The sequence below is a fragment of the Massilia sp. LXY-5 genome (assembly GCF_059801075.1).
Genome location: NZ_JBNNEH010000002.1, coordinates 121,410 through 140,993, shown reverse-complemented (window position 1 = coordinate 140,993; position 19,584 = coordinate 121,410). Strand labels below are relative to the sequence as shown.

Annotated in this window: 18 protein-coding genes; 10 read left to right on the top strand and 8 right to left on the bottom strand. The window is 65.4% G+C overall.

Annotation, left to right across the window (positions count from 1 at the left end):
- Position 1: 1 nt before the first annotated feature.
- The 4 genes from ACI48I_RS04115 to tal all read left to right on the top strand — a co-directional run bounded on the left by ACI48I_RS04115 (position 2) and on the right by tal (position 4,192).
- A complete protein-coding gene (locus ACI48I_RS04115) occupies positions 2–2,155 on the top strand; it encodes a hybrid sensor histidine kinase/response regulator (protein ID WP_498573409.1) in 2,154 nt (717 codons plus the stop codon).
- A complete protein-coding gene (locus ACI48I_RS04110; RefSeq protein ID WP_498573408.1) occupies positions 2,152–2,535 on the top strand; it encodes an ASCH domain-containing protein in 384 nt (127 codons plus the stop codon). The genes ACI48I_RS04115 and ACI48I_RS04110 overlap by 4 nt, the downstream gene beginning before the upstream one ends.
- 131 nt (positions 2,536–2,666) lie before the next feature.
- Positions 2,667–3,164, top strand: coding sequence for a GAF domain-containing protein (locus ACI48I_RS04105; protein ID WP_498573407.1), 498 nt, complete (start codon positions 2,667–2,669; stop codon positions 3,162–3,164).
- Between the two features lie 98 nt (positions 3,165–3,262).
- On the top strand, positions 3,263–4,192 hold the full coding sequence (gene tal / locus ACI48I_RS04100; RefSeq protein WP_498573406.1) for a transaldolase: 930 nt from the start codon (positions 3,263–3,265) through the stop codon (positions 4,190–4,192).
- A gap of 264 nt (positions 4,193–4,456) precedes the next feature.
- Here the strand turns inward: tal and ACI48I_RS04095 are convergent, their stop codons facing one another.
- On the bottom strand, positions 4,457–4,975 hold the full coding sequence (locus tag ACI48I_RS04095) for a TetR family transcriptional regulator (protein ID WP_407943891.1): 519 nt from the start codon (positions 4,973–4,975) through the stop codon (positions 4,457–4,459).
- A gap of 252 nt (positions 4,976–5,227) precedes the next feature.
- Here ACI48I_RS04095 and ACI48I_RS04090 point away from each other — a divergent pair, with 252 nt between their 5' ends.
- Genes ACI48I_RS04090 through ACI48I_RS04080 form a run of 3 tightly spaced genes read left to right on the top strand, consistent with a single transcriptional unit; the run spans position 5,228 to position 11,191 of the window.
- Positions 5,228–6,556, top strand: a complete 1,329-nt coding sequence (locus tag ACI48I_RS04090) for an efflux RND transporter periplasmic adaptor subunit (protein ID WP_498573405.1) — start codon at positions 5,228–5,230, stop codon at positions 6,554–6,556.
- A 30-nt stretch (positions 6,557–6,586) separates the two neighbouring features.
- Entirely contained in the window at positions 6,587–9,745 is a 3,159-nt protein-coding gene (locus ACI48I_RS04085; protein WP_193688761.1) for an efflux RND transporter permease subunit, read from the top strand.
- Entirely contained in the window at positions 9,746–11,191 is a 1,446-nt protein-coding gene (locus ACI48I_RS04080) for an efflux transporter outer membrane subunit (protein ID WP_498573404.1), read from the top strand.
- 67 nt (positions 11,192–11,258) lie between these two features.
- Here ACI48I_RS04080 and ACI48I_RS04075 read toward each other — a convergent pair whose 3' ends face one another.
- From ACI48I_RS04075 to ACI48I_RS04045, 7 genes are all read right to left on the bottom strand, one after another.
- Positions 11,259–11,879 (bottom strand): flavin reductase family protein, encoded by a 621-nt coding sequence (locus ACI48I_RS04075; protein WP_193688759.1) that lies wholly within the window; start codon positions 11,877–11,879, stop codon positions 11,259–11,261.
- 118 nt (positions 11,880–11,997) lie between these two features.
- On the bottom strand, positions 11,998–12,420 hold the full coding sequence (locus ACI48I_RS04070) for a hypothetical protein (protein WP_193688758.1): 423 nt from the start codon (positions 12,418–12,420) through the stop codon (positions 11,998–12,000).
- A 394-nt stretch (positions 12,421–12,814) separates the two neighbouring features.
- Positions 12,815–14,056: a radical SAM family heme chaperone HemW gene (gene hemW / locus ACI48I_RS04065; protein ID WP_498573403.1), complete on the bottom strand. Its 1,242-nt coding sequence runs from the start codon at positions 14,054–14,056 to the stop codon at positions 12,815–12,817.
- A complete protein-coding gene (gene rdgB, locus ACI48I_RS04060; RefSeq protein WP_193688756.1) occupies positions 14,053–14,637 on the bottom strand; it encodes an RdgB/HAM1 family non-canonical purine NTP pyrophosphatase in 585 nt (194 codons plus the stop codon). Before rdgB ends, hemW begins: the two co-directional genes overlap by 4 nt.
- 165 nt (positions 14,638–14,802) lie before the next feature.
- Complete coding sequence (gene rph, locus ACI48I_RS04055) at positions 14,803–15,534, bottom strand: ribonuclease PH (protein WP_498573402.1); 732 nt, start codon at positions 15,532–15,534, stop codon at positions 14,803–14,805.
- 11 nt (positions 15,535–15,545) lie between these two features.
- On the bottom strand, positions 15,546–16,469 hold the full coding sequence (locus ACI48I_RS04050; RefSeq protein ID WP_193688754.1) for a PP2C family protein-serine/threonine phosphatase: 924 nt from the start codon (positions 16,467–16,469) through the stop codon (positions 15,546–15,548).
- A 31-nt stretch (positions 16,470–16,500) separates the two neighbouring features.
- Positions 16,501–17,502: a serine/threonine-protein kinase gene (locus ACI48I_RS04045; protein ID WP_193688753.1), complete on the bottom strand. Its 1,002-nt coding sequence runs from the start codon at positions 17,500–17,502 to the stop codon at positions 16,501–16,503.
- A gap of 94 nt (positions 17,503–17,596) precedes the next feature.
- On the opposite strand from ACI48I_RS04045, the gene ACI48I_RS04040 reads away from it, so the two are divergent.
- From ACI48I_RS04040 to rpoZ, 3 genes are all read left to right on the top strand, one after another.
- A complete protein-coding gene (locus ACI48I_RS04040; protein WP_193688752.1) occupies positions 17,597–18,484 on the top strand; it encodes a YicC/YloC family endoribonuclease in 888 nt (295 codons plus the stop codon).
- A gap of 164 nt (positions 18,485–18,648) precedes the next feature.
- Entirely contained in the window at positions 18,649–19,293 is a 645-nt protein-coding gene (gene gmk, locus ACI48I_RS04035) for a guanylate kinase (RefSeq protein WP_193688751.1), read from the top strand.
- A 52-nt stretch (positions 19,294–19,345) separates the two neighbouring features.
- Positions 19,346–19,549, top strand: coding sequence for a DNA-directed RNA polymerase subunit omega (gene rpoZ, locus ACI48I_RS04030; RefSeq protein ID WP_193688750.1), 204 nt, complete (start codon positions 19,346–19,348; stop codon positions 19,547–19,549).
- Positions 19,550–19,584: the final 35 nt, after the last annotated feature.

The following is a 19,584-nucleotide window of genomic DNA, read 5'->3' as shown; positions in this document are numbered from 1 at the left end:
CTTGCGTCGACTGCTGGTCCTGCTCAGCGGGATCAGCCTGCTGCCGCTGGCCCTATTGGGCCTGTGGTCGGTCCACACGGCCAGCCAGTACCAGCAGCGCGAACAGGACCGGGCCATGCTCGACGTGGCGCGGGCCCTGTCGAGCGCGGTCGATGCGGAACTCGACGGTTCGATCGCGACGCTGGCCAGCCTGGCGCGTTCGCCGGCCATCGGCGCCGGCGACCTGCGGTCCTTCTACGATATCGCGCGCGACCAGGTCAAGGCCCAGCCCGAGTGGCTGGCGATCATCCTGGCCGATGCCAAGGGCAACATCCTGTTTCGCACCACCGATCCCTACGGCGCGGCCGCGGGCCACATAACCGATCCCGAAAGCCTGCGCCAGCTGCTCGCCGTGCAGCGGCCCCTGGTCGGGCAAGTCACGCGCGGCCAGCGCGGCCGCGTGGCCTTCCCGGTGCGGGTGCCGATCCGCGACGAGGCGGGCCGGCTGTATGCGCTGACCGCCGTCATCAAGCCCGACCGCATCCTGGGCGTCGTCAAGCGCCAGCAGGCACCCGCCGATTCCATCATCTCCATCATCGACGCCTTCGGCTCCATCGTGGCGCGCTCGAAAGAACAGGACAAGCGGGTCGCCACCGCGCCCGGTCCCGGGCTGGCAAAGCTCATGCGCGACAAGGGAGTCGAGGGCACCGGCGACACCGTCAACCTCGATGGCGCAAGCATGAGCAGCGCCTTCACGCGGATATCGCGTCATGGCTGGACGGTGGCGGTGAGCGTGCCGAAGCCCGCCATCGGCCCCGTTTCACTGAAGGGCATCACCCTGTACGGCTGGGGCCTGGCGGCCTCGCTGCTGGCCTGCATCGGCATCGCTTCCCTGCTCTCGACCCGCATCGCGCGCAGCTTCGCCAACCTCGAACGCGGGGCCGCCGCCCTCGGCGCCGGCAAGCAGGTCGAGGTCGCGCCCTCGCGCATCCGCGAGGTTGCGCTCATGGGCCGGGCGCTGGAGGCCGCCGCCGCGCAGCACGCGCGGCACGAGCAGGAGCGCTCGCGCCTGCTCGCCTCGCTCGAAGAAGCCCTGTCCGCCAGCCGCGGCGCCAGCCTGGTGAAGGACGAATTCCTCGCCGTGCTCGGGCACGAACTGCGCAACCCATTGAGCCCGATCGTCGCCTCGCTCGACCTGATGGACCTGCGCGCCGACGGCGCCAGCCTGCGCGAACGCACCATCATGCGGCGCCAGGTGAACCACCTGAAACGCCTGGTGGATGACCTGCTCGACGTGTCACGGATCACCTCCGGCAAGATGCAGCTCGACCTGCGCCCGCTGAACCTGGCCGACGTGGTGTATCACACCGCCACCAGCCGCCCGGGACGGCCGGTCGAGCTGACGGTGCCGGACACGCTCTGGGTGCAGGGCGACGAGAGCCGCCTGGCTCAGGTACTGAACAACCTGCTGTCGAACGCCGAGCGCTTCGGCGAGGGCGCGACCCGCGTCGTCCTGCGCGCCGACGGGCATACGGCGCGCCTGGAGGTAAGCGACGACGGCATCGGCATGGGGCCGGAACTGCTGGCGCGCGTGTTCGAGCCGTTTTACCAGGCGCCGCAACAGGTGGCCCGCATCACGGGCGGCCTGGGACTGGGTCTGGCCATCGTGCGCAAGATCGTCGAACTGCATGGCGGGCGCGTGTGGGCGCACAGCGACGGTCCCGGTACGGGCAGCCGCTTCGTCGTCGAGCTGCCGCTGATCGACGCCCAGGCGCCGCTGCCGGCAGCGGAGCCGGTGCAGGCCAGCAGCGGCAGGCAGGTGCTGGTGGTCGACGACAATGTCGACGCGGCCGCGACGACGGCGCATATCCTGGAACAGTTCGGCCACACGGTGCAGGTCGCGCACACGGCGGCGGCCGCGCTGGCGCTGTGCGCCAGCTACCGGCCGGCGGTCGCCATCCTCGACATCGGCCTGCCCGACATGGATGGCTATGCGCTCGCCGCCGCGATCCGCAGACTGGGCGGCGCGCCGCGCCTGGTGGCGCTGACCGGCTACGGCCAGAAGGCCGACGTCGAACGCGCGGCCGGCGCCGGCTTCGACCTGCACCTGACGAAACCGGCCTCGCTCGAGGACCTGGAACGCGCGGTGGCGGACAGCACTGCGGTGATGCCGTGAGCGGACGAAAAAAGCTGACGTTCTGGGGCGCCGACGCCGACGACGACAGCCTGGTGCGCGACGTGATCGCGGGCCGCAAGACCGTCACCGCCGACACGGTCGAGGATTACTACAAGGGCTATGGCGAACTCGGCGACGGCGGCTACGTCGCGGGCGACATCATCGACGTGTTCGACCTGCGGGGACGCCTGCGGTGCACGATCCGCGCGACGAAGGTGGAGATCATCCGCTTTGGCGACATACCGGAAGCCGTGTGGCGCGGCGAGACCTTTGCCAGCGCGGAGGAATTCCGGAAGGTGCACGTGCGCTGTTTGCCGCATCTGGAGCTGCATGACGACTTCGAGTTCGTGGCGCTGCATTTCGAATTGCTACATGGGTAACAGCGCTCGCGCCGGAGCGTCCAGCCCGGGCCGGGATATGGCAATGCGATGCGCGGTATATCCCAAGCCAGTACAAGGTCAGGCGTGCTGGCTGTAAAATAGCGGTTTTCGTCCAGCTCCACGACCCGTCCATGCACATCAATCCAGAACGCAGCACCCGTCCCGATTACGACCTGCTGGTACGCCAGGTAGTCAGCGTGCTGGAGGGCGAACGCGACCTGACCGCGAACGCTTCCCAGTTTTCCGCGCTCGTCTACGACACCCTCGCCGACCTGAACTGGGCCGGCTTTTACTTGACCGTACCGTCGAAAAAGGGAGAAGGCCAGGATCTGCTGGTCGGGCCCTTCCAGGGCAAGCCGGCCTGCGCGCGCATTCCGTTCGGGCGCGGCGTCTGCGGCACCACTGCCGTCGAGCGCAAAACCATCGTGGTGCCGGACGTGCATGCGTTTCCGGGGCATATCGCCTGCGATTCGGCCTCGAACTCGGAGATCGTGCTGCCGGTGATCAAGGATGGCAAGCTGGTCGGGGTGTTTGATATCGATAGTCCAGTGCTGGATCGGTTCAGCGAAGAAGACCGCGTGGGACTGGAGGCGATGGTGGCAGCCTTTACCGAGGCGACGGATTGCTGATTGGCGTTTCGGCCGTTCAGGCGCTGTACCGCGTGGGCACAAGTGCCCACCCTACGGTGCAAAGGACATTCGACATTATTAAAATTTAGGCAAATTATATGAACCAACTCGAACAACTGAAGCAATACACCACGGTCGTCGCCGACACCGGCGATTTCCAGTCCATCAAAGCCTATGCGCCGCAGGATGCGACGACGAATCCGTCGCTGATCCTGAAAGCCGTGCAGAAGCCGGAATACCTGCCGCTGCTGCAGAAGGCCGTGGCGGAATCGAACGGCGGCTCGACCGAAGAGATCGTCGATCGCCTCCTGATCGCCTTCGGCGTCGAGATCCTGAAATTCGTGCCGGGCCGCGTGTCGACCGAGATCGACGCCGCCCTCTCCTTCGATACCGAAGCGACCGTTGCCAAGGGCCGCGAACTGATCGCGCTGTACGAAGCGGCCGGCGTGTCGCGCGAGCGCGTGCTGATCAAGATCGCCTCGACCTGGGAAGGCATCCGCGCCGCCGAGATCCTGGAAAAGGACGGCATCCACTGCAACCTGACCCTGCTGTTCTCGCTGTGCCAGGCGGTTGCCTGCGCCGAAGCGGGCGTGCAGCTGATTTCGCCTTTCGTCGGCCGTATCTACGACTGGTACAAGAAATCGAGCGGCACGGATTACACCGGTGCCGACGATCCGGGCGTGCAGTCGGTCAAGCGCATTTACCAGTACTACCGTGCCTATGGCTACAAGACCGAAGTCATGGGCGCGAGCTTCCGCAACACGTCGCAGATCCTGGAGCTGGCCGGTTGCGACCTGCTGACCATCTCGCCGGACCTGCTGCAGAAGCTGGCCGACAGCGATGCGCCGGTCGAGCGCAAGCTGAGCCAGGAAAGCGACGCCCCGGTCGAGAAGATCGCGGTCGACGAGAAATCGTTCCGCTTCATGCTCAACGAAGACGCGATGGGCACCGAGAAGCTGGCCGAGGGCATTCGCGCCTTCGTCGCCGATTCGAAGAAGCTCAAGAAGATGATCGAAGAGATGCGTTGATCTCCAGCCGCCAGGCTTGGAGTCGATGAGGACGCCGGCGCAATGCCGGCGTTTGTTTTTTCGCCGGTGCGGAATCATTGGTTTGCAAGCGCTGCGGCCAGGACACGCGCATGCCCCAGGCTGATGCCGTACCGCGTGGACACAAGTGCCCACCCTACGGTGCGCCGCTGCCGACGTCTATCTTGATCGTTGGCCGATGTGTAACGTAGGGTGGGCTCCGGAGCCCACGCGTGCACCGGCCGCGCCGACGCGGTCGTGCCAAAGTCAGCGGGTGCGGATCCCGTCGAGCATGGTGCCGATCATGTTGCCGCCCAGGTCGATCAGGCTGAACGAGGTTGGTTCGAACATCCAGTTGCGGATCAGGCCATCCATCAGGGCCCATAGCCCGGTCGCCAGCAGCTGCGGATCGACGTCGGCCCTGATCTGTCCGCCGGCCTGGGCCAGCTTGAGGCGCTCGACCACCTGCTCCATCATTTCCCCCTTGCTCTGGCGGCGGCGCACGCGCACGGCGTCCATTTCGCTGACGAACTCGACTTTCAAGGAGGCGATCTCGAGCACCCGGCGGGCTTGCGGGTTGGTTTCCGTCACGCGGAAGATCTCAATGAAATACTGGCGCAGGTCGGCCAGCACCGTCGTCGCATCCGACTTCCCCAGGCTGCTCAGCGCACACTCGAAGGGCAGCGTCACCCTTTCCATCATGGCGTTGAAGAGCGCGCCCTTGTCGTCGAAATGCCAATAAATCGCGCCGCGCGTCACACCGGCCTGGGTTGCGATATGCTGCAAGGTCGTTCGCGAGACTCCTTGCTCAACAAATAATTTCTCCGCAGCATCCAAAATGCTGTCGCGTGTGGCCGCTGCTTCTTCTTTTGTCCTGCGGGCCATGTCTTCTCCGTTTTTTGGTGGTCCTGCACGTTAAACATACACTCGTGATAGTATATAAAAAAGTCCGTAAAAGCCAGTGATGCAACCGTGTGCGGGACCTGTGAGGTTCTGGGGCGGGTGCATCTTTTCCAAAAAACCAGAAGGAAGCACGTAATGCGCTCTGCCCACTCCTCTCACCTGACCCTCACCCGGATCGCCGCCTGCACGCTGATGGCCGTGACCCTGCTGTCGGCCTGCGGCAAGAAAGACGAAGCCCAGGCCGGTCCTGGCGCCGGCGCCAAGATGCCCGCGCCCGAAGTCGGCGTCATCACCACCAAATTCGAAACGGTCGCCCTGCAGACCGAACTGCCGGCCCGTGCCGAACCGGTCCGCGTGGCCCAGGTGCGCGCCCGCGTCAACGGCGTCGTGCTCAAGCGCCTGTTCACCGAGGGCGGCATGGTCAAGGAAGGACAGTCGCTGTTCCAGATCGACCCGGCTCCGTACCAGGCACAACTGGCCGCTACCCAGGCCGACCTCGGCCGTGCCCAGGCCACGCTGACCCAGGCGACTGCCCAGGCCGAGCGCTACAAGCCACTGGTCGAGGCCAACGCGATCAGCAAGCAGGAGTATACCAATGCGGTCGCCGCGCAGAAGCAGGCGGAGGCAGCCGTGGCCGCTTCGCGCGCCCAGGTGCGCATTGCCCAGATCAATTCCGGCTACGCCAACGTCAATGCGCCGATCTCGGGCCGCATCGGCCGCGCGCTGGTGACCGAAGGCGCGCTGGTGTCCGCCGCAGAGGCGACGCAAATGGCGCTGATCCAGCAGACCGACTCGATGTACCTGAACATCACCCAGTCGGCCGCGGAAGTGCAGCGCCTGCGCAAGCAGGCCGGTGGCGGCGCGAAAGACGCGTCCGTCACCGTGCTCCTCGACGACGGCAGCGAACTGCCGACCCGCGGCAAGCTGCTGTTCTCGGACGTGACCGTCGATCCGGGCACGGCCCAGGTCACGCTGCGCGCGACGGTGCCGAACCAGGATAACGCCCTGTTGCCGGGCCAGTACGTACGCGTGCGCATCGCCCAGGCCCAGCTGCCGAACGGCATCGTCGTGCCGCAGCAGGCCGTTACCCGCGGCGGCGCCCAGGGCGACACCCTGATGGTCGTCGGCGCCGACAACAAGCCGACGCCGCGCACCGTCAAGATCGCATCGGGGCAAGGCTCGAACTGGGTCGTCACCGAAGGCCTGAAGGAAGGCGAACGGGTGATGGTCGACGGCTTCCAGAAGCTGCAGATGCTGCCGCCGGGTACGCCGGTCAAGGCAGTGCCATGGCAGGCGAGCACGCAGACCACGGCAGCTGCTGGTTCGGCGCCAGCCGCACCAGCAGCTGCGCCATCTGTCACCAGTGCCGGCCAGGCCGCCGCCGCGACGGCGCGTCCGCTGCCTGCTTCGGCGCCGTCGGGTTCCACCGCGGGCGCGGCGCCTGCCACGGCGTCGACCCGCTAAGCACTCCAGGCACAGAACAGGACTATTGCAATGGCACGTTTCTTTATTGACCGCCCTATTTTCGCCTGGGTGATCGCGCTGTTTATCATGGTGGTCGGCGCGGTCTCGATCACCCAGCTGCCGATCGCCCAGTATCCGAACGTGGCCCCGCCATCGATCGTGATCAATGCCGCCTATCCGGGCGCGTCGGCACAGACCCTGGAAGACTCGGTCATCTCCGTCATCGAACGCGAGATGAACGGCTCGCCCGGCCTCGTCTACATGGAGTCGAGCAGCACCGCCAACGGCAGCGGCTCGATCACCCTGACTTTTGAAACCGGCACCAATCCGGAACTGGCCCAGGTGGACGTCCAGAACCGCCTGTCGCGCGCGGCGCCACGCCTGCCGGCGGCGGTGAACCAGCAGGGCGTGCGCGTCGACAAGGTGCGCGCGAACTTCCTGCTGTTTACCATCCTCTCCTCGGACGATCCGAAGTGGGACCCGGTCGCGCTGGGCGACTACGCCTCGCGCACCGTGCTGCCTGAAATCCAGCGCATCAAGGGCGTCGGTACCGCGCAGCTGTTCGGTACCGAGCGCGCCATGCGCATCTGGGTCGATCCGGCCAAGCTGGTGGGCTTCCGCCTGTCGCCGGCCGACGTCAACAACGCCATCCGCAGCCAGAACGCCCAGGTGGCCTCCGGTACCATCGGCGACCTGCCGCTGGCGCGAGGCCAGGAAATCACAGCGACCGTGGTCGTGACCGGCCAGCTCTCGACCGTCGAACAGTTCGGCAACATCGTGCTGCGCGCGAATCCGGACGGCTCGACCGTGCGCCTGCGCGACGTGGCCCGCATCGAGCTCGGCGCCCAGGCCTACAGCCCATCGGCACGCCTGAACGGCAAGCCATCCACCGGTATCGGCGTGCAGCTGGCGCCGTCGGGCAATGCGCTGGAAACGGCACGCCTGGTACGCCAGCGCGTGGACGAACTGTCGAAATTCTTCCCGAAGGGGATGAAGGCCACCGTGCCGTTCGACAGCTCGAAGTTCATCGACATCTCGATCGAGCAGGTGGTGCACACCCTGGTCGAAGCGCTGGTGCTGGTGTTCCTGGTGATGTATCTCTTCCTGCAGAACTTCCGCTATACGATCATCCCGACCATCGTCGTCCCGGTCGCGCTGCTCGGTTCCCTCGGCACATTATTGGCGCTGGGCTATTCGATCAACGTGCTGACCATGTTCGGCATGGTGCTCGTGATTGGTATCGTCGTCGACGATGCGATCGTGGTCGTCGAGAACGTCGAGCGCATCATGTCCGAAGAAGGCCTGCCGCCGCTGCAGGCGACCCGCAAGGCCATGGGCCAGATCTCGGGCGCCATCATCGGCGTGACCGTGGTCCTGATGTCGGTGTTCGTGCCGCTGGCCTTCTTCGCCGGCGCGGTCGGTAACATCTACCGCCAGTTCTCGGTCGTCATGGTGTCCTCGATCGCCTTCTCGGCCTTCCTGGCGCTGTCGCTGACGCCGGCCCTGTGCGCGCACCTGCTCAAACCCGTCGAAGCCGGCCACCACCACGAGAAGAAGGGTTTCTTCGGCTGGTTCAACCGCCGCTTCGCGCGTACCGCCAAGGGCTATGAGGGCTGGGTCGGCAAGCTGATCCGCGGCTCGGGCCGCGCGCTGGTCGCCTTCGTGCTGGTGATCGGCCTGGTGACGCTGCTGTTCACGCGCCTGCCGAACTCCTTCCTGCCGAACGAAGACCAGGGCTATGTGATCGCCAACATCCAGCTGCCGCCGGGTGCGACGGTCGAGCGTACCAACGAAGTGATGCGCACCGCCGAAGCCTTCATCATGAAGCAGCCGGAAGTGGCGAACATGGTCAGCGTGCTGGGCTTCTCGTTCTCGGGCTCCGGCCAGAACATGGCGCTGGCCTTCATTCCGCTCAAGGACTGGAGCGAGCGTAAAGGCGAAGGCTCGAGCGCGCAGGCAGTTGCCGGCCGCATCATCGGCGGCCTGTCGGGCGTGCGCGACGCATTCATCTTCGCATTGAGCCCGCCGCCGATCCCGGAACTGGGCCGCGGCACGGGCTTCAGCTTCCGCCTGCAGGACCGCGGCGGCAACGGCCACAACGCCCTGCTGGCAGCCCGTAACCAGCTGCTCGGCATGGCATCGCAAAGCAAGATCCTGACCGGCGTGCGTCCGGAAGGCCTGGAAGACGCGCCGCAGCTGATGCTCGACATCGACCGCGACAAGGCACAGGCGCTGGGCGTGACGTTTGACGCGATCAACACCGCGATCTCGACCTCGCTCGGTTCGAGCTATGTGAACGACTTCCCGAACGCCGGCCGCCTGCAGCGCGTGGTGGTGCAGGCCGATGCGAAGGACCGCATGCAGCCGGACGACCTGCTGCGCCTGAACGCCATGAACGTGCAGGGCAACCCGGTACCGCTGTCCTCGTTCGCGTCGACCAAGTGGGTGACCGGCCCGATGCAGACCCTGCGCTACAACGGCTATCCGGCGATGAGCATCTCGGGCGACGCCAAGCCGGGCTATTCGACCGGCGACGCGCTGGCCGAGATGGAAGCCTTGGCAGCCAAGCTGCCGCCCGGCTTCGCCTTCGAGTGGACCGGCCAGTCGCGCGAGGAACAGCTCTCCGGCGGCACGATGGGCATCCTGATGGCCTTCTCGCTGCTGGCGATCTTCCTGGCCCTGGCGGCCCTGTATGAAAGCTGGTCGATCCCGGTGGCGGTGCTGCTGGTCGTCCCGTTTGGTATCCTCGGCGCGGTGCTGGCGGCGATGCTGCGCAGCTATCCGAACGACGTGTACTTCAAGATCGGCCTGGTGACCATCATCGGCCTGGCGGCGAAGAACGCGGTGCTGATCATCGAGTTCGCGAAAGACCTGCAGGCGCAGGGACGCTCGCCGATGGAAGCGGCGATCGAGGCGGCGCACCTGCGCTTCCGTCCGATCATCATGACTTCGCTGGCCTTCATCCTCGGCGTGCTGCCGCTGGTGATCGCAGGCGGCGCCGGTTCGGCCTCGCAGCGCGCGATCGGTACCGGCGTGATGGGCGGCATGATGACGGCGTCGACGCTGGGCGTGCTGTTCGTCCCTATGTTCTTTGTCGTGGTGCGCAAGATCTTCAAGGGCAGCGAACGCCAGCGCAAGAAGTACGCCCACGAAGAAGACACCAGCAAGGTTATCGAGGAAAAAATCTAAATGAAGACACTGGAAAAAGCGCTCAAACTCATCGTTACTCCGCTCGCGCTGTCGATGGCGCTGGCAGGCTGCATGTCGCTGGCGCCGAAGTATGAGCGTCCGGCGGCCCCGGTGGCCCAGGCCTTCCCTGAACTGCCGAAGAGCGGCGGCACCACGCTGCCGACGGCCACCACGGAAGCCCCGGGCAAGCTGGAATGGCAGCGCTTCTTCGCCGACGCGCGCCTGCGCCAGCTGATCGGGCTGTCGCTGGCCAACAACCGCGACCTGCGCGTGGCGATCCTGAACATCGAGCAGGCACGCGCCCAGTACCGCATCACGCGCGCCGACCGCGTGCCGACCGTCTCGGCCATCGTCAACGGCAACCGCCAGACGACGGGCGAAGACAAGCCGATTTCGAGCGTCTACCAGGCCGGCTTCGGCGTCTCGGCCTTCGAACTCGATCTGTTCGGCCGCGTGCGCAACCTGTCGGAAGCGGCGCTGGCGCAATTCCTCGCCACCGAGGAAGCGCGCAAGACGACGCAGATCAGCCTCATCGCCCAGGTGGCCAACACCTACCTGACGATGCTGGCCGACGAGGAACTGCTGGCGATTACCGAGCAGACCCTCAAGACGCGCGAAGAGTCGGACCGGCTGACGCGCCTGCGTTTCGAGAACGGCGTCGTCTCCAAGCTCGAACTGCAGCAATCGGTCTCGCTGGTGGAAACGGCACGCGCGACCTATGCGCAGTTCCAGCGCCAGCGCGCCCAGGACGCGAACCTGCTGACCCTGCTGGTGGGCCAGCCGCTTCCTGAAAACCTGGCGCCGGCCACTACCCTGGCCGCCACCGAACTGCCCGACCTGCCGGCCGGCATGCCGTCCGACCTGCTGGCCGCCCGTCCCGACATCCGTGCGGCCGAGCAGCAGCTGATCGCGGCGAATGCCAACATCGGCGCGGCGCGCGCGAACTACTTCCCGCGCATCTCGCTGACCGGCTCCGTGGGCAGCGCGAGTACGGAACTGTCGGGCCTGTTCAAGAGCGGTTCCTTCGGCTGGACCTTCGCACCGCAGGCCGTGCTGCCGATCTTCGACCTGGGCCGCATCCGGGCCGGCGTCGACGCATCCAAGGCGGGCCGCGACATCGCCGTGGCCCAGTACGAGAAGTCGATCCAGACCGCGTTCCGCGAAGTGGCGGATGCACTGGCCGGCCAGGCGACCTTCAGCGAACAGCTGCGCGCCCAGCGCGCCGTGGCGCTCGCCGAGCAGGACCGCTACAACCTGTCCGACCTGCGCTACCGCAACGGCGCGGCCAGCTACCTGGACCTGCTGGACGCCCAGCGTTCGCTGTTCCAGGCGCAGCAGCTGGCGGTGCAGGCGAATTTGCAGCGCCTGCAGAACCAGGTCACGCTGTACCGCGTGCTCGGCGGCGGCTGGAGCGAACAGGCGTCAACGGCACAGGCGGCGCGCTGATTTTACGGCGCCGTTGCACAACGCAAACCGGGGCACCTGCCCCGGTTTTTTTATGCCGCCGAGCCCATTACCTCGGTCGGAACATGCGGAAATGCTGGGTCGCGTCGACCGAAAAATAGTCAGCCGGCCCGCCGCCGCGCAGCACGTGCCCGGCCGCGGCGGTGTCGTAGATCCCCTCCTTCAGCTGCGACTGCGCGATATGCACGCCGACGACTTCGCCCAGCACCAGCCAGGTCGGCACCTGGGCGCCGGCGGCGGTTTCCAGCTGCAGGATCTGGGACAGGCGGCATTCGAAGGACACCGGGCTCTCGGCCACGCGCGGCACCGAAATCAGGCGCGAGTCGGCCGGCGTCAATCCGGCCAGCACGAATTCATCGGTTTCCGGGGGCACCGGTGCGCAGGTCTGGTTCATGGCCTCGGCCAGGGGACGGGTGACCAGGCTCCATGCGAATTCGCCCGTCTCTTCGATATTGCGCACCGTGTCCTTGTAGCCGATGCTGGCGAAGCCGATGATCGGCGGCACGTAGTTGAAGGCATTGAAAAAGCTGTAGGGCGCGAGATTGAGCACGCCCGCGCTGCCGCGCGAGGAAATCCATCCGATCGGACGCGGACCGACGATAGCGTTGAAGGGGTCGTGCGGCAAGCCGTGGCCGTTGCGCGGTTCGTAGAAATGGATCGGGTCAGACATGGGGGACTCCGTTGGCTGGAGTCGCAACGATACCTGATCCGCGCCGGATCCGCCGGTGTACCTCGAGCGCCGGACGGGGCGCGCGCAAGCGTGATGTGCGCGCCTCCGCAACGAAACCTCAGCGCTGCGCCATCCGCGAGGACAGCACGACGACCTGCGCCAGGCGCGGATCGGGCACATAACTCATCGTCATGTCGTCGCCGTAGCTCCCCTGGTTGAATTCCATCGTCACGTTGCCGTCGCGCGAGACGAATTTGTCCGGCGACACCGCAAGCAGCCGGATCGGCTTCTGGTTGTCGATTTTCGCATCGATGTGACGCGTACCGGTACGTACCTGCATTCTCCAGCCGTTCGACATCGCATAGCTCCCGGCCACCCTCTCGGCTTCATCGGCAAAGAGCAGCACGGGCTTGATGGGCGCCGTCACCTGCACGGTCGAGGCCGGGACAGAGTCGGCTTGCGGATACGGCAGGTTCTGGGCACTTGCGCTCGCGGCCAGCACGAGCAGGGAGGCAGGAAGTAACAGGGAGAGGGGACGCATGATCATTCCTTCGCAGAGCGACGATAGGTCTTCGGGCCGGGCGCCGCGCCGTTCAGCGTGATGTCGGGGCCGTAGGATTACCGCAATGCGGACGCTACCCATTGCGGATATCTCAGTCTAGGGCGGCGTCTGCTTACAACAAGGGCCGCGTGCGCTGCATCACGAAACAATCTCGTTTGGCAGAAAATCGGATCGACAAGAAATGACACAGAACCGGCACCCGCATGCCGGTTTTCGTATCGTGATGGCGTCAACACAGCGGGGCGCGTCCGCCGCACCGGAGCTGGCGGAGCGCCTGCGCACGCAGGTGAGCATGCCTGGCTTATTGGCAGGATTGCAAGCGATGGACCGCACACGCAACAGCGCCACGTCCGCATCGGCCCTGCTTTTCGAGCTACTTCGTCTCGCCCAAAAACATTTCTTGCAAATCGTTGAGGAAGCGCTGCCCGAGTCCGGTCGGGCGGATCAGCTTGAAGTCGCGGGTGATGAGTCCCTTGGCCTCGGCGGCGTCGAGGGCGCGGCTGATCGCGGTGATGCTCATGCCGGTGCGCTCGCCGAACAGGTTCGGGTCGAAGCCGCCGGTGAGGCGCAAGGTGTTGAGCATGAATTCGAAGCCCATGTCGGCGCGGGCAATTTCGTGTTCTTCCTGGACCGGATTGCCGCGCTTCGCCGCTTCCATGAAGGAGGCCGGCTGCTTGTAGCGGGCCTGGCGCAGGATGCGGTGCGGGAAGGAAATCTTCGAGTGCGCGCCGGCGCCGATGCCGAGGTAGTCGCCGAAATTCCAGTAGTTCAAATTGTGGCGCGCCTGCCGGCCCGGCTGGGCGTAGGCCGACACTTCGTAGTGGTCGTAGCCAGCGGCTGACATGGTCTCCGCGATCATGTCCTGCATGTCGGCGCTGGTGTCGTCGTCCGGCAGCGCGGGCGGGTACTTGGCGAAGACCGTGTTCGGTTCCATCGTCAGGTGATACAGCGACAGGTGCGGCGGCGCGAACGAGAGCGCGGTTTTGATGTCGTGCTCGGCCTGGGCCAGGGTCTGCGAAGGCAGCGCATACATCAGGTCGAGGTTGAAATTCTCGAACGTCGAGGTCGCGATCTCGACCGCGCGCAGGGCTTCGCGCTCGTCATGGATGCGGCCCAGCGATTTCAGGTGTTCGCCGTTGAAACTCTGGATGCCGATCGACAGGCGGTTCACGCCGCTGTCGCGGTAGTGGCGGAATTTTTCGATCTCGAAGGTGCCGGGATTGGCCTCCATCGTGATCTCGGCGTTGATTTCCAGCGGCAGCAGCGTGCGCACGTCGGACAGCAAACGGTCCAGGCCCGCAGCCGACATCAGGCTCGGGGTGCCGCCGCCGATGAAGACCGTGTGGATCTTGCGGCCCCAGATCAGGGGCAGCGACTGCTCCAGGTCGAGGCGCACCGCGTCCAGGTATGCCTGCTCGGGCAGTTCGCCCTTCGCTTCGTGCGAATTGAAATCGCAGTAGGGGCACTTGCGCACGCACCAGGGGAAGTGGATGTAGAGCGACAATGGCGGCAAGGCCGTCAGGTTCAGTGCGCCCGGCTGCAGGTATTGCAGGGCCGCGGTGGCAGCATTACGCGGCTCGCCCGCTGTTGTACCTGCGACTTTAATCGGGATCATTTCAGTTTCTCGACCAGTGCGCGCAGGGCCTGGCCTCGGTGCGATCGCGCGTTCTTTTCCGCCGGGGTCAGCTCGGCCGTGGTCTTGCCCAGGGAAGGAATCAGGAAGTAGGGATCGTAACCAAAACCGTTCTCGCCGCGCGGCGTGTCGATGATTTCGCCGTCCCAGCGGCCGTCGGCGATGATCGGCTGCGGGTCGTCGGCATGGCGCACGTAGACCAGCACGCAGTAGTAATAGGCCGATTTATCCGCCTTGCCGGCCAGGTCCGCCACCAGTCTGGCATTGTTGCGCGCGTCCGATTTCGGCTCGCCCGCGAAGCGCGCCGAATACACGCCCGGTGCGCCGCCGAGCGCGTTGACGCAGACGCCGGAGTCGTCGGCCAGCGCCGGCAGCCCGGTCAGGCGGGCGGCGTGGCGCGCCTTTTCGAGTGCGTTTTCGACAAAGGTCGCGTGCGGCTCCTCGGCTTCCGGGACGTCGAATTCGCCTTGCGGGTGCAGGGTGAAGCCGATGGGGCCGAGGATTTGCTGGAATTCCTTCAGTTTGCCGGCGTTGTTGGAGGCGAGGATGAGGCGTTGGGTCATGGTGAGGGCTGGCGGAGAAACGAAGGGTGTATTTTACCCCCTTCGCCGAGCACGTAGGGTGGGCACTCTGTGCCCACGCGGTCGTGCAGATGCGTCTCGCACATCGATTTTCGGCCACGCCAGCACGAATCATACGGTGATACCCCGTGGGCACGAGTGCCCACCCTACACGATGCCGAGCGCGCCTTTCTGCAGCCGCACCAGCTCGGCGATTCCGCCCTGCGCGAGGTCCAGCAGGCGGTTCATGCCCGCGCGGTCAAAGGCGACGCCCTCGGCCGTGCCCTGTACTTCGATAAAGTGGCCGGCTTCCGTCATGACAACGTTCATATCGGTATCGCAGCCCGAATCTTCCACGTAATCGAGATCCAGCACCGGCATGCCCTGGTAGACGCCGACCGAGATCGCGGCCACGAAATGCTTCACTGGCACGGCAGGCAGCAAGCCGCGCGCGACCAGCGCATTGAAGGCGTCGTAGGCGGCGACCATGGCGCCGGTGATCGAGGCGGTGCGGGTGCCGCCGTCGGCCTGGATCACGTCGCAGTCGAGGTGCAGGGTGCGCTCCCCAAAAGCTTCCAGATCGAAGGCGGCGCGCAGCGAGCGGCCGATCAGGCGCTGGATCTCCTGGGTGCGGCCGGACTGCTTGCCGCGCGCGGCTTCGCGGTCCATGCGGGTGTGGGTCGAACGCGGCAGCATGCCGTATTCGGCCGTCAGCCAGCCCTGCCCTTTGCCCTTCAGGAAGCCCGGCACCTTCTCTTCGATGCTGGCGGTGCAGATCACCCTGGTGTCGCCGCATTCGATCAGCACCGAGCCTTCGGCGTGTTTCGTGTACTGGCGGGTGATGCGGATGCTGCGCAGCTGGTCGACGGCGCGGCCGCTTGGACGGGATGCAAAGGTCATGGGAGCTTTCGTTATTTGAGTAGTTGGGACGATTTTTCGATCGCCTGGTTGATTTCGGCGATCGCCTTTTCGATTTCGTCTTCGTCGAAGGGATCGGCATCATGGGCAACCGCGGCATTGCTGATCGTGCTGCTGACCTGGTCCTCGGGCAGCAGCTCGGTCGAGATCACGTCCGGGCCATTCGCCCCCGCATGATCGGCGCCCTGCCAGCTGATCGCCAGCGCGGTCGTGTTGTCGGCGCGCGGGCCGCCGATGGCCACCGCCATCGACACGAGCTCCGGCACCGCCTGCACCACGGTCTGGCTGGCGAGCTTCTGCACGATCTCGGCGTCCGGCACCATCGCCCATAAGCCGTCGGAACAGAGCAGCAGCACGTCGCCCGCTTCCAGGCTGGCCTGGCGCGACAGCTCGATGCGCGGCGCCGTGGATGCACCGATGCAGTTATACAGCTTGTTACGGTCGGGGTGGGTGGCGCGCTCGGCGGGACTGGCCAGGCCCTTGGCGATCAGGTATTCGAGGTGGGAATGGTCGCGCGTCTGCGCCAGCACCTGGTTACCCCGCACCCAGTACAGGCGCGAGTCGCCGCAGTGGGCCCAGACGGCGCAGTTGTGCTGCACCAGGCAGGCCACGACCGTGGTGCGCGGGCTTTCCGGCAGCTGGTGGCGCGCGGTGTAGGCGAGGATGTCGCGGTGCGCCTGTTGCAAGGCCTCCTCGAGGAAGCGCTCGGGTTTCCTGATATAGGGGCGGGCCTGCATCTGGAACATCATCGACAGGGTCTGCATGGCGATGGTCGCCGCGATCTCGCCATGCTGGTGGCCGCCCATGCCGTCGGCCAGCACCAGCAGCAGCGCGTCGCGCGTGAAGCAGTAGCCCATGCGGTCCTGGTTGACCTTGCGTCCCCCGATATGGCTGTGCTGGTAGACGGAAAACTGCATCGTGGGCTCCTGGTTGCCTTCGTAAATGGGACTACTTGCCTTGGCCGCCGGCGCGCTTGAGGCCAATGCGCCCGAGCAGGCCCCGCAGCCCCCCTTGTCCGCCGGGCGCGGGGGCGGCCACTTCCTCGGGCTCGGCCGCGAGCGGCCTGGCCGGCGCCGCCTGCAGCACCTTCTGCACGGCGAACACGCTCTGCGGACGCGCCATCGGGTCGAGCGCGAGGCAGGCGCGCACCATCGCCAGCAGTTCGGGCGAATAGCCGGCTGCCAGCTGGTCGAACTGCGCATCGAGCTTGTCCTCGAGCCTGCGCGCGTCGGCCGCTTGCGGCGGCACGCCCGTCATGCAGGCGTACATGGCGGCGCCGAGGCTGTAGATGTCGGACCAGGGCCCGAGCGGCGTGCCTTTCGCATACAGGTCGGGCGGCGCGAAACCGGGCGTGTACATGGGCGCGAGCATCGGCGCATCGCTCTTGATCGCCTGGCGCGCCGCGCCGAAGTCGAGCAGGATGGGCGAACCGTCGCTGCGCAGGTAGATGTTCGCCGGTTTCAAATCCAGGTGCAGCAGCTTGTTGGCATGGGTTTCGCGCAGGCCGCGGCAGACACCGTCGAAGGTTTTACGGATGAACCCTTCGCCGAGGCGGCTGCCTTTACCCACCGCGCGTGCAATCTGCTCCTGCAGCGACTGGCCGGACTCGTAGGCCATCACCATGTACACCGTGTCGTTGGCGCGGAAGAAGTTCACGATGCGCACCACGTTCGGATGGTTGATGCGCGCCAGCGCCCTTCCCTCCTCGAAGAAGCACTTCAGGCCGATGCGAAACAGCGGCTGGTTCGGCCTGGCGATGGCCGGCGCCAGTTCGCCCGGCTGGCGCAAGGCCAGCGCGCTCGGCAGGTACTCCTTGATGGCGACCGCACTGCCCTCGGCATCATATGCAAGATAGACAATACTGAACCCGCCAGACGCGATTTTCTTTACAATGCGATATCCCGCAATCTCCAGCCCTTCCGGCAAGGGTGCGTTATTTTGTGCGGCCATACTGAAGAGTTCCTTGCATAACACGGCGATTGTGTGGATAAATGTCGGACTTGTAAAGAATAAAAAACCGGGGACTTTAGTGAGCATTTCTAGCATGACAGGCTATGCGGTGGCCACCAGCGAAGGCGCGGCGGGCACCCTGACGATCGAAATCAAGAGCGTCAATTCGCGCTTCCTCGATCTTCAGTTCCGTATCAACGATGAATTGCGCGCGCTGGAACCGGACCTGCGCGCCGCCATCATGGCCGCGATCACGCGCGGCAAGGTCGAAGCGCGCCTCTCCTTCGGCCGCAAGGTCGCCGGCGGCGCCCAGGCACTGAACCAGGAATTGCTGGCCGACCTGGCACGGCTGCAAGCGGAAGTCTCGCAGCACTTCGCGCAAGCGCAGCCGATGTCGGTGGCCGAACTGCTGCGCTGGCCGGGCGTGGTCGAGGAATCGCATATCGGCCAGGAGTCGCTCCAGGCCGACGTCGCCGCCCTCACCGCCAAAACCATCGCCGCCTTCGTCGACAGCCGCCGCCGCGAAGGCGCGGCCCTCGAGCAGATGCTGCAGTCGCGGATCGATTCGATGGAAGCGATCGTCAAGCGCATCACGCCGCTGATCCCGCAAGTCATTGCGCAGTTCCAGCAAAAAGCGGTCGAGCGCATGCAGGACGCGCTGGGCCTGGCCGGCCACGGCAACCCATCGACGCTGACGCGCCAGGAAGTGTTCGAGCGGATTCGCCAGGAAGTCACCCTGTACGGCATCCGGATCGACGTGTCCGAGGAATTGTCGCGCCTGTCGGCGCACCTGAACGAGACCCGGCACATCCTGAAAAAAGGCGGCCAGGTCGGCAAGCGCCTCGACTTCATGATGCAGGAACTGAATCGCGAAGCGAATACGCTGGGCGCCAAGGCCTCGGTGAAAGAGCTGGCGGATGCGTCGATGGAACTCAAACTCCTGATCGAGCAGATGCGGGAGCAGGTGCAGAACCTGGAGTAATAACTATTTGACTACGCGGTGCGGGGATACCCGGGCCGCTTGAACGCGTGGGCGGGGGACCCGCCCACCCTACGGGTATATCAAACCTGTAGGGTGGGCGGGTTTCCCGCCCACGCGTTCAGCTATATGATGAACAATCGCGATTAGAAACAAAGGAACCACCCATGATCACCACCGCTTTCTCCGGCAGCCTGTTCGTCGTCGCCGCCCCTTCCGGCGCCGGCAAATCGACCCTGGTCAACGCGCTGCTGGCGCAGGAGCCGGGCATCCAGCTGTCGATCTCGACCACCACGCGTCCGCCGCGTCCGGGCGAGCAGGATGGCCGCGAATACCATTTCACGACCGCCGAAGATTTTGTTGCGCGCGCCGACCGCGGCGAGTTCCTGGAATGGGCCGAAGTGCACGGCAATTACTACGGCACCAGCCGCCTGACCGTGGAAGAGAAAATGAAGACCGGCACCGACATCCTGCTGGAAATCGACTGGCAGGGTGCGCGCCAGGTGAAGAAGCAGTTCCCCGATGCGTCCGGCATTTTCATCCTGCCGCCGTCGATCGAGGCGCTCGAGCAGCGCCTGCACAAGCGCGGCACCGACGAACCGCACATCATCACGCGTCGTTTGCTGGCCGCGGGAGGCGAGATCGCTCACGCTCCCGAGTTCGAATATGCTATCATCAACGAAGAGTTCAACGTCGCCTTGGCCCAACTGCAGGCGATCGTCCAGGCGACACGTTGCCGCTTCGCCCAACAGGCTGCCCGCAACGCCTCGCTGTTTGCCCAGCTGGGAATCCACGCGCAACAACCAAAGTAATCGCTAGCGTCGCCCTGCGGCGCTACCTTTATTGTCTATTCAGGAGCTACACATGGCCCGCATCACCATCGAAGATTGCCTCAAGAATATCCCTAACCGCTTCCAGCTGACCCTGGCCGCGACCTATCGCGCACGCCAGCTGCTGCAGGGCCATACCCCGAAAGTCGAAGCGAAAGACAAGCCGACCGTCGTCGCCCTGCGCGAAATCGCCGCCGGTAAGGTCGGCGTGGAAATGCTGAAAAAAGTACCAATGTAAGACCCGGGTTCAGCCTCTCCTGTACGCCAGACTGT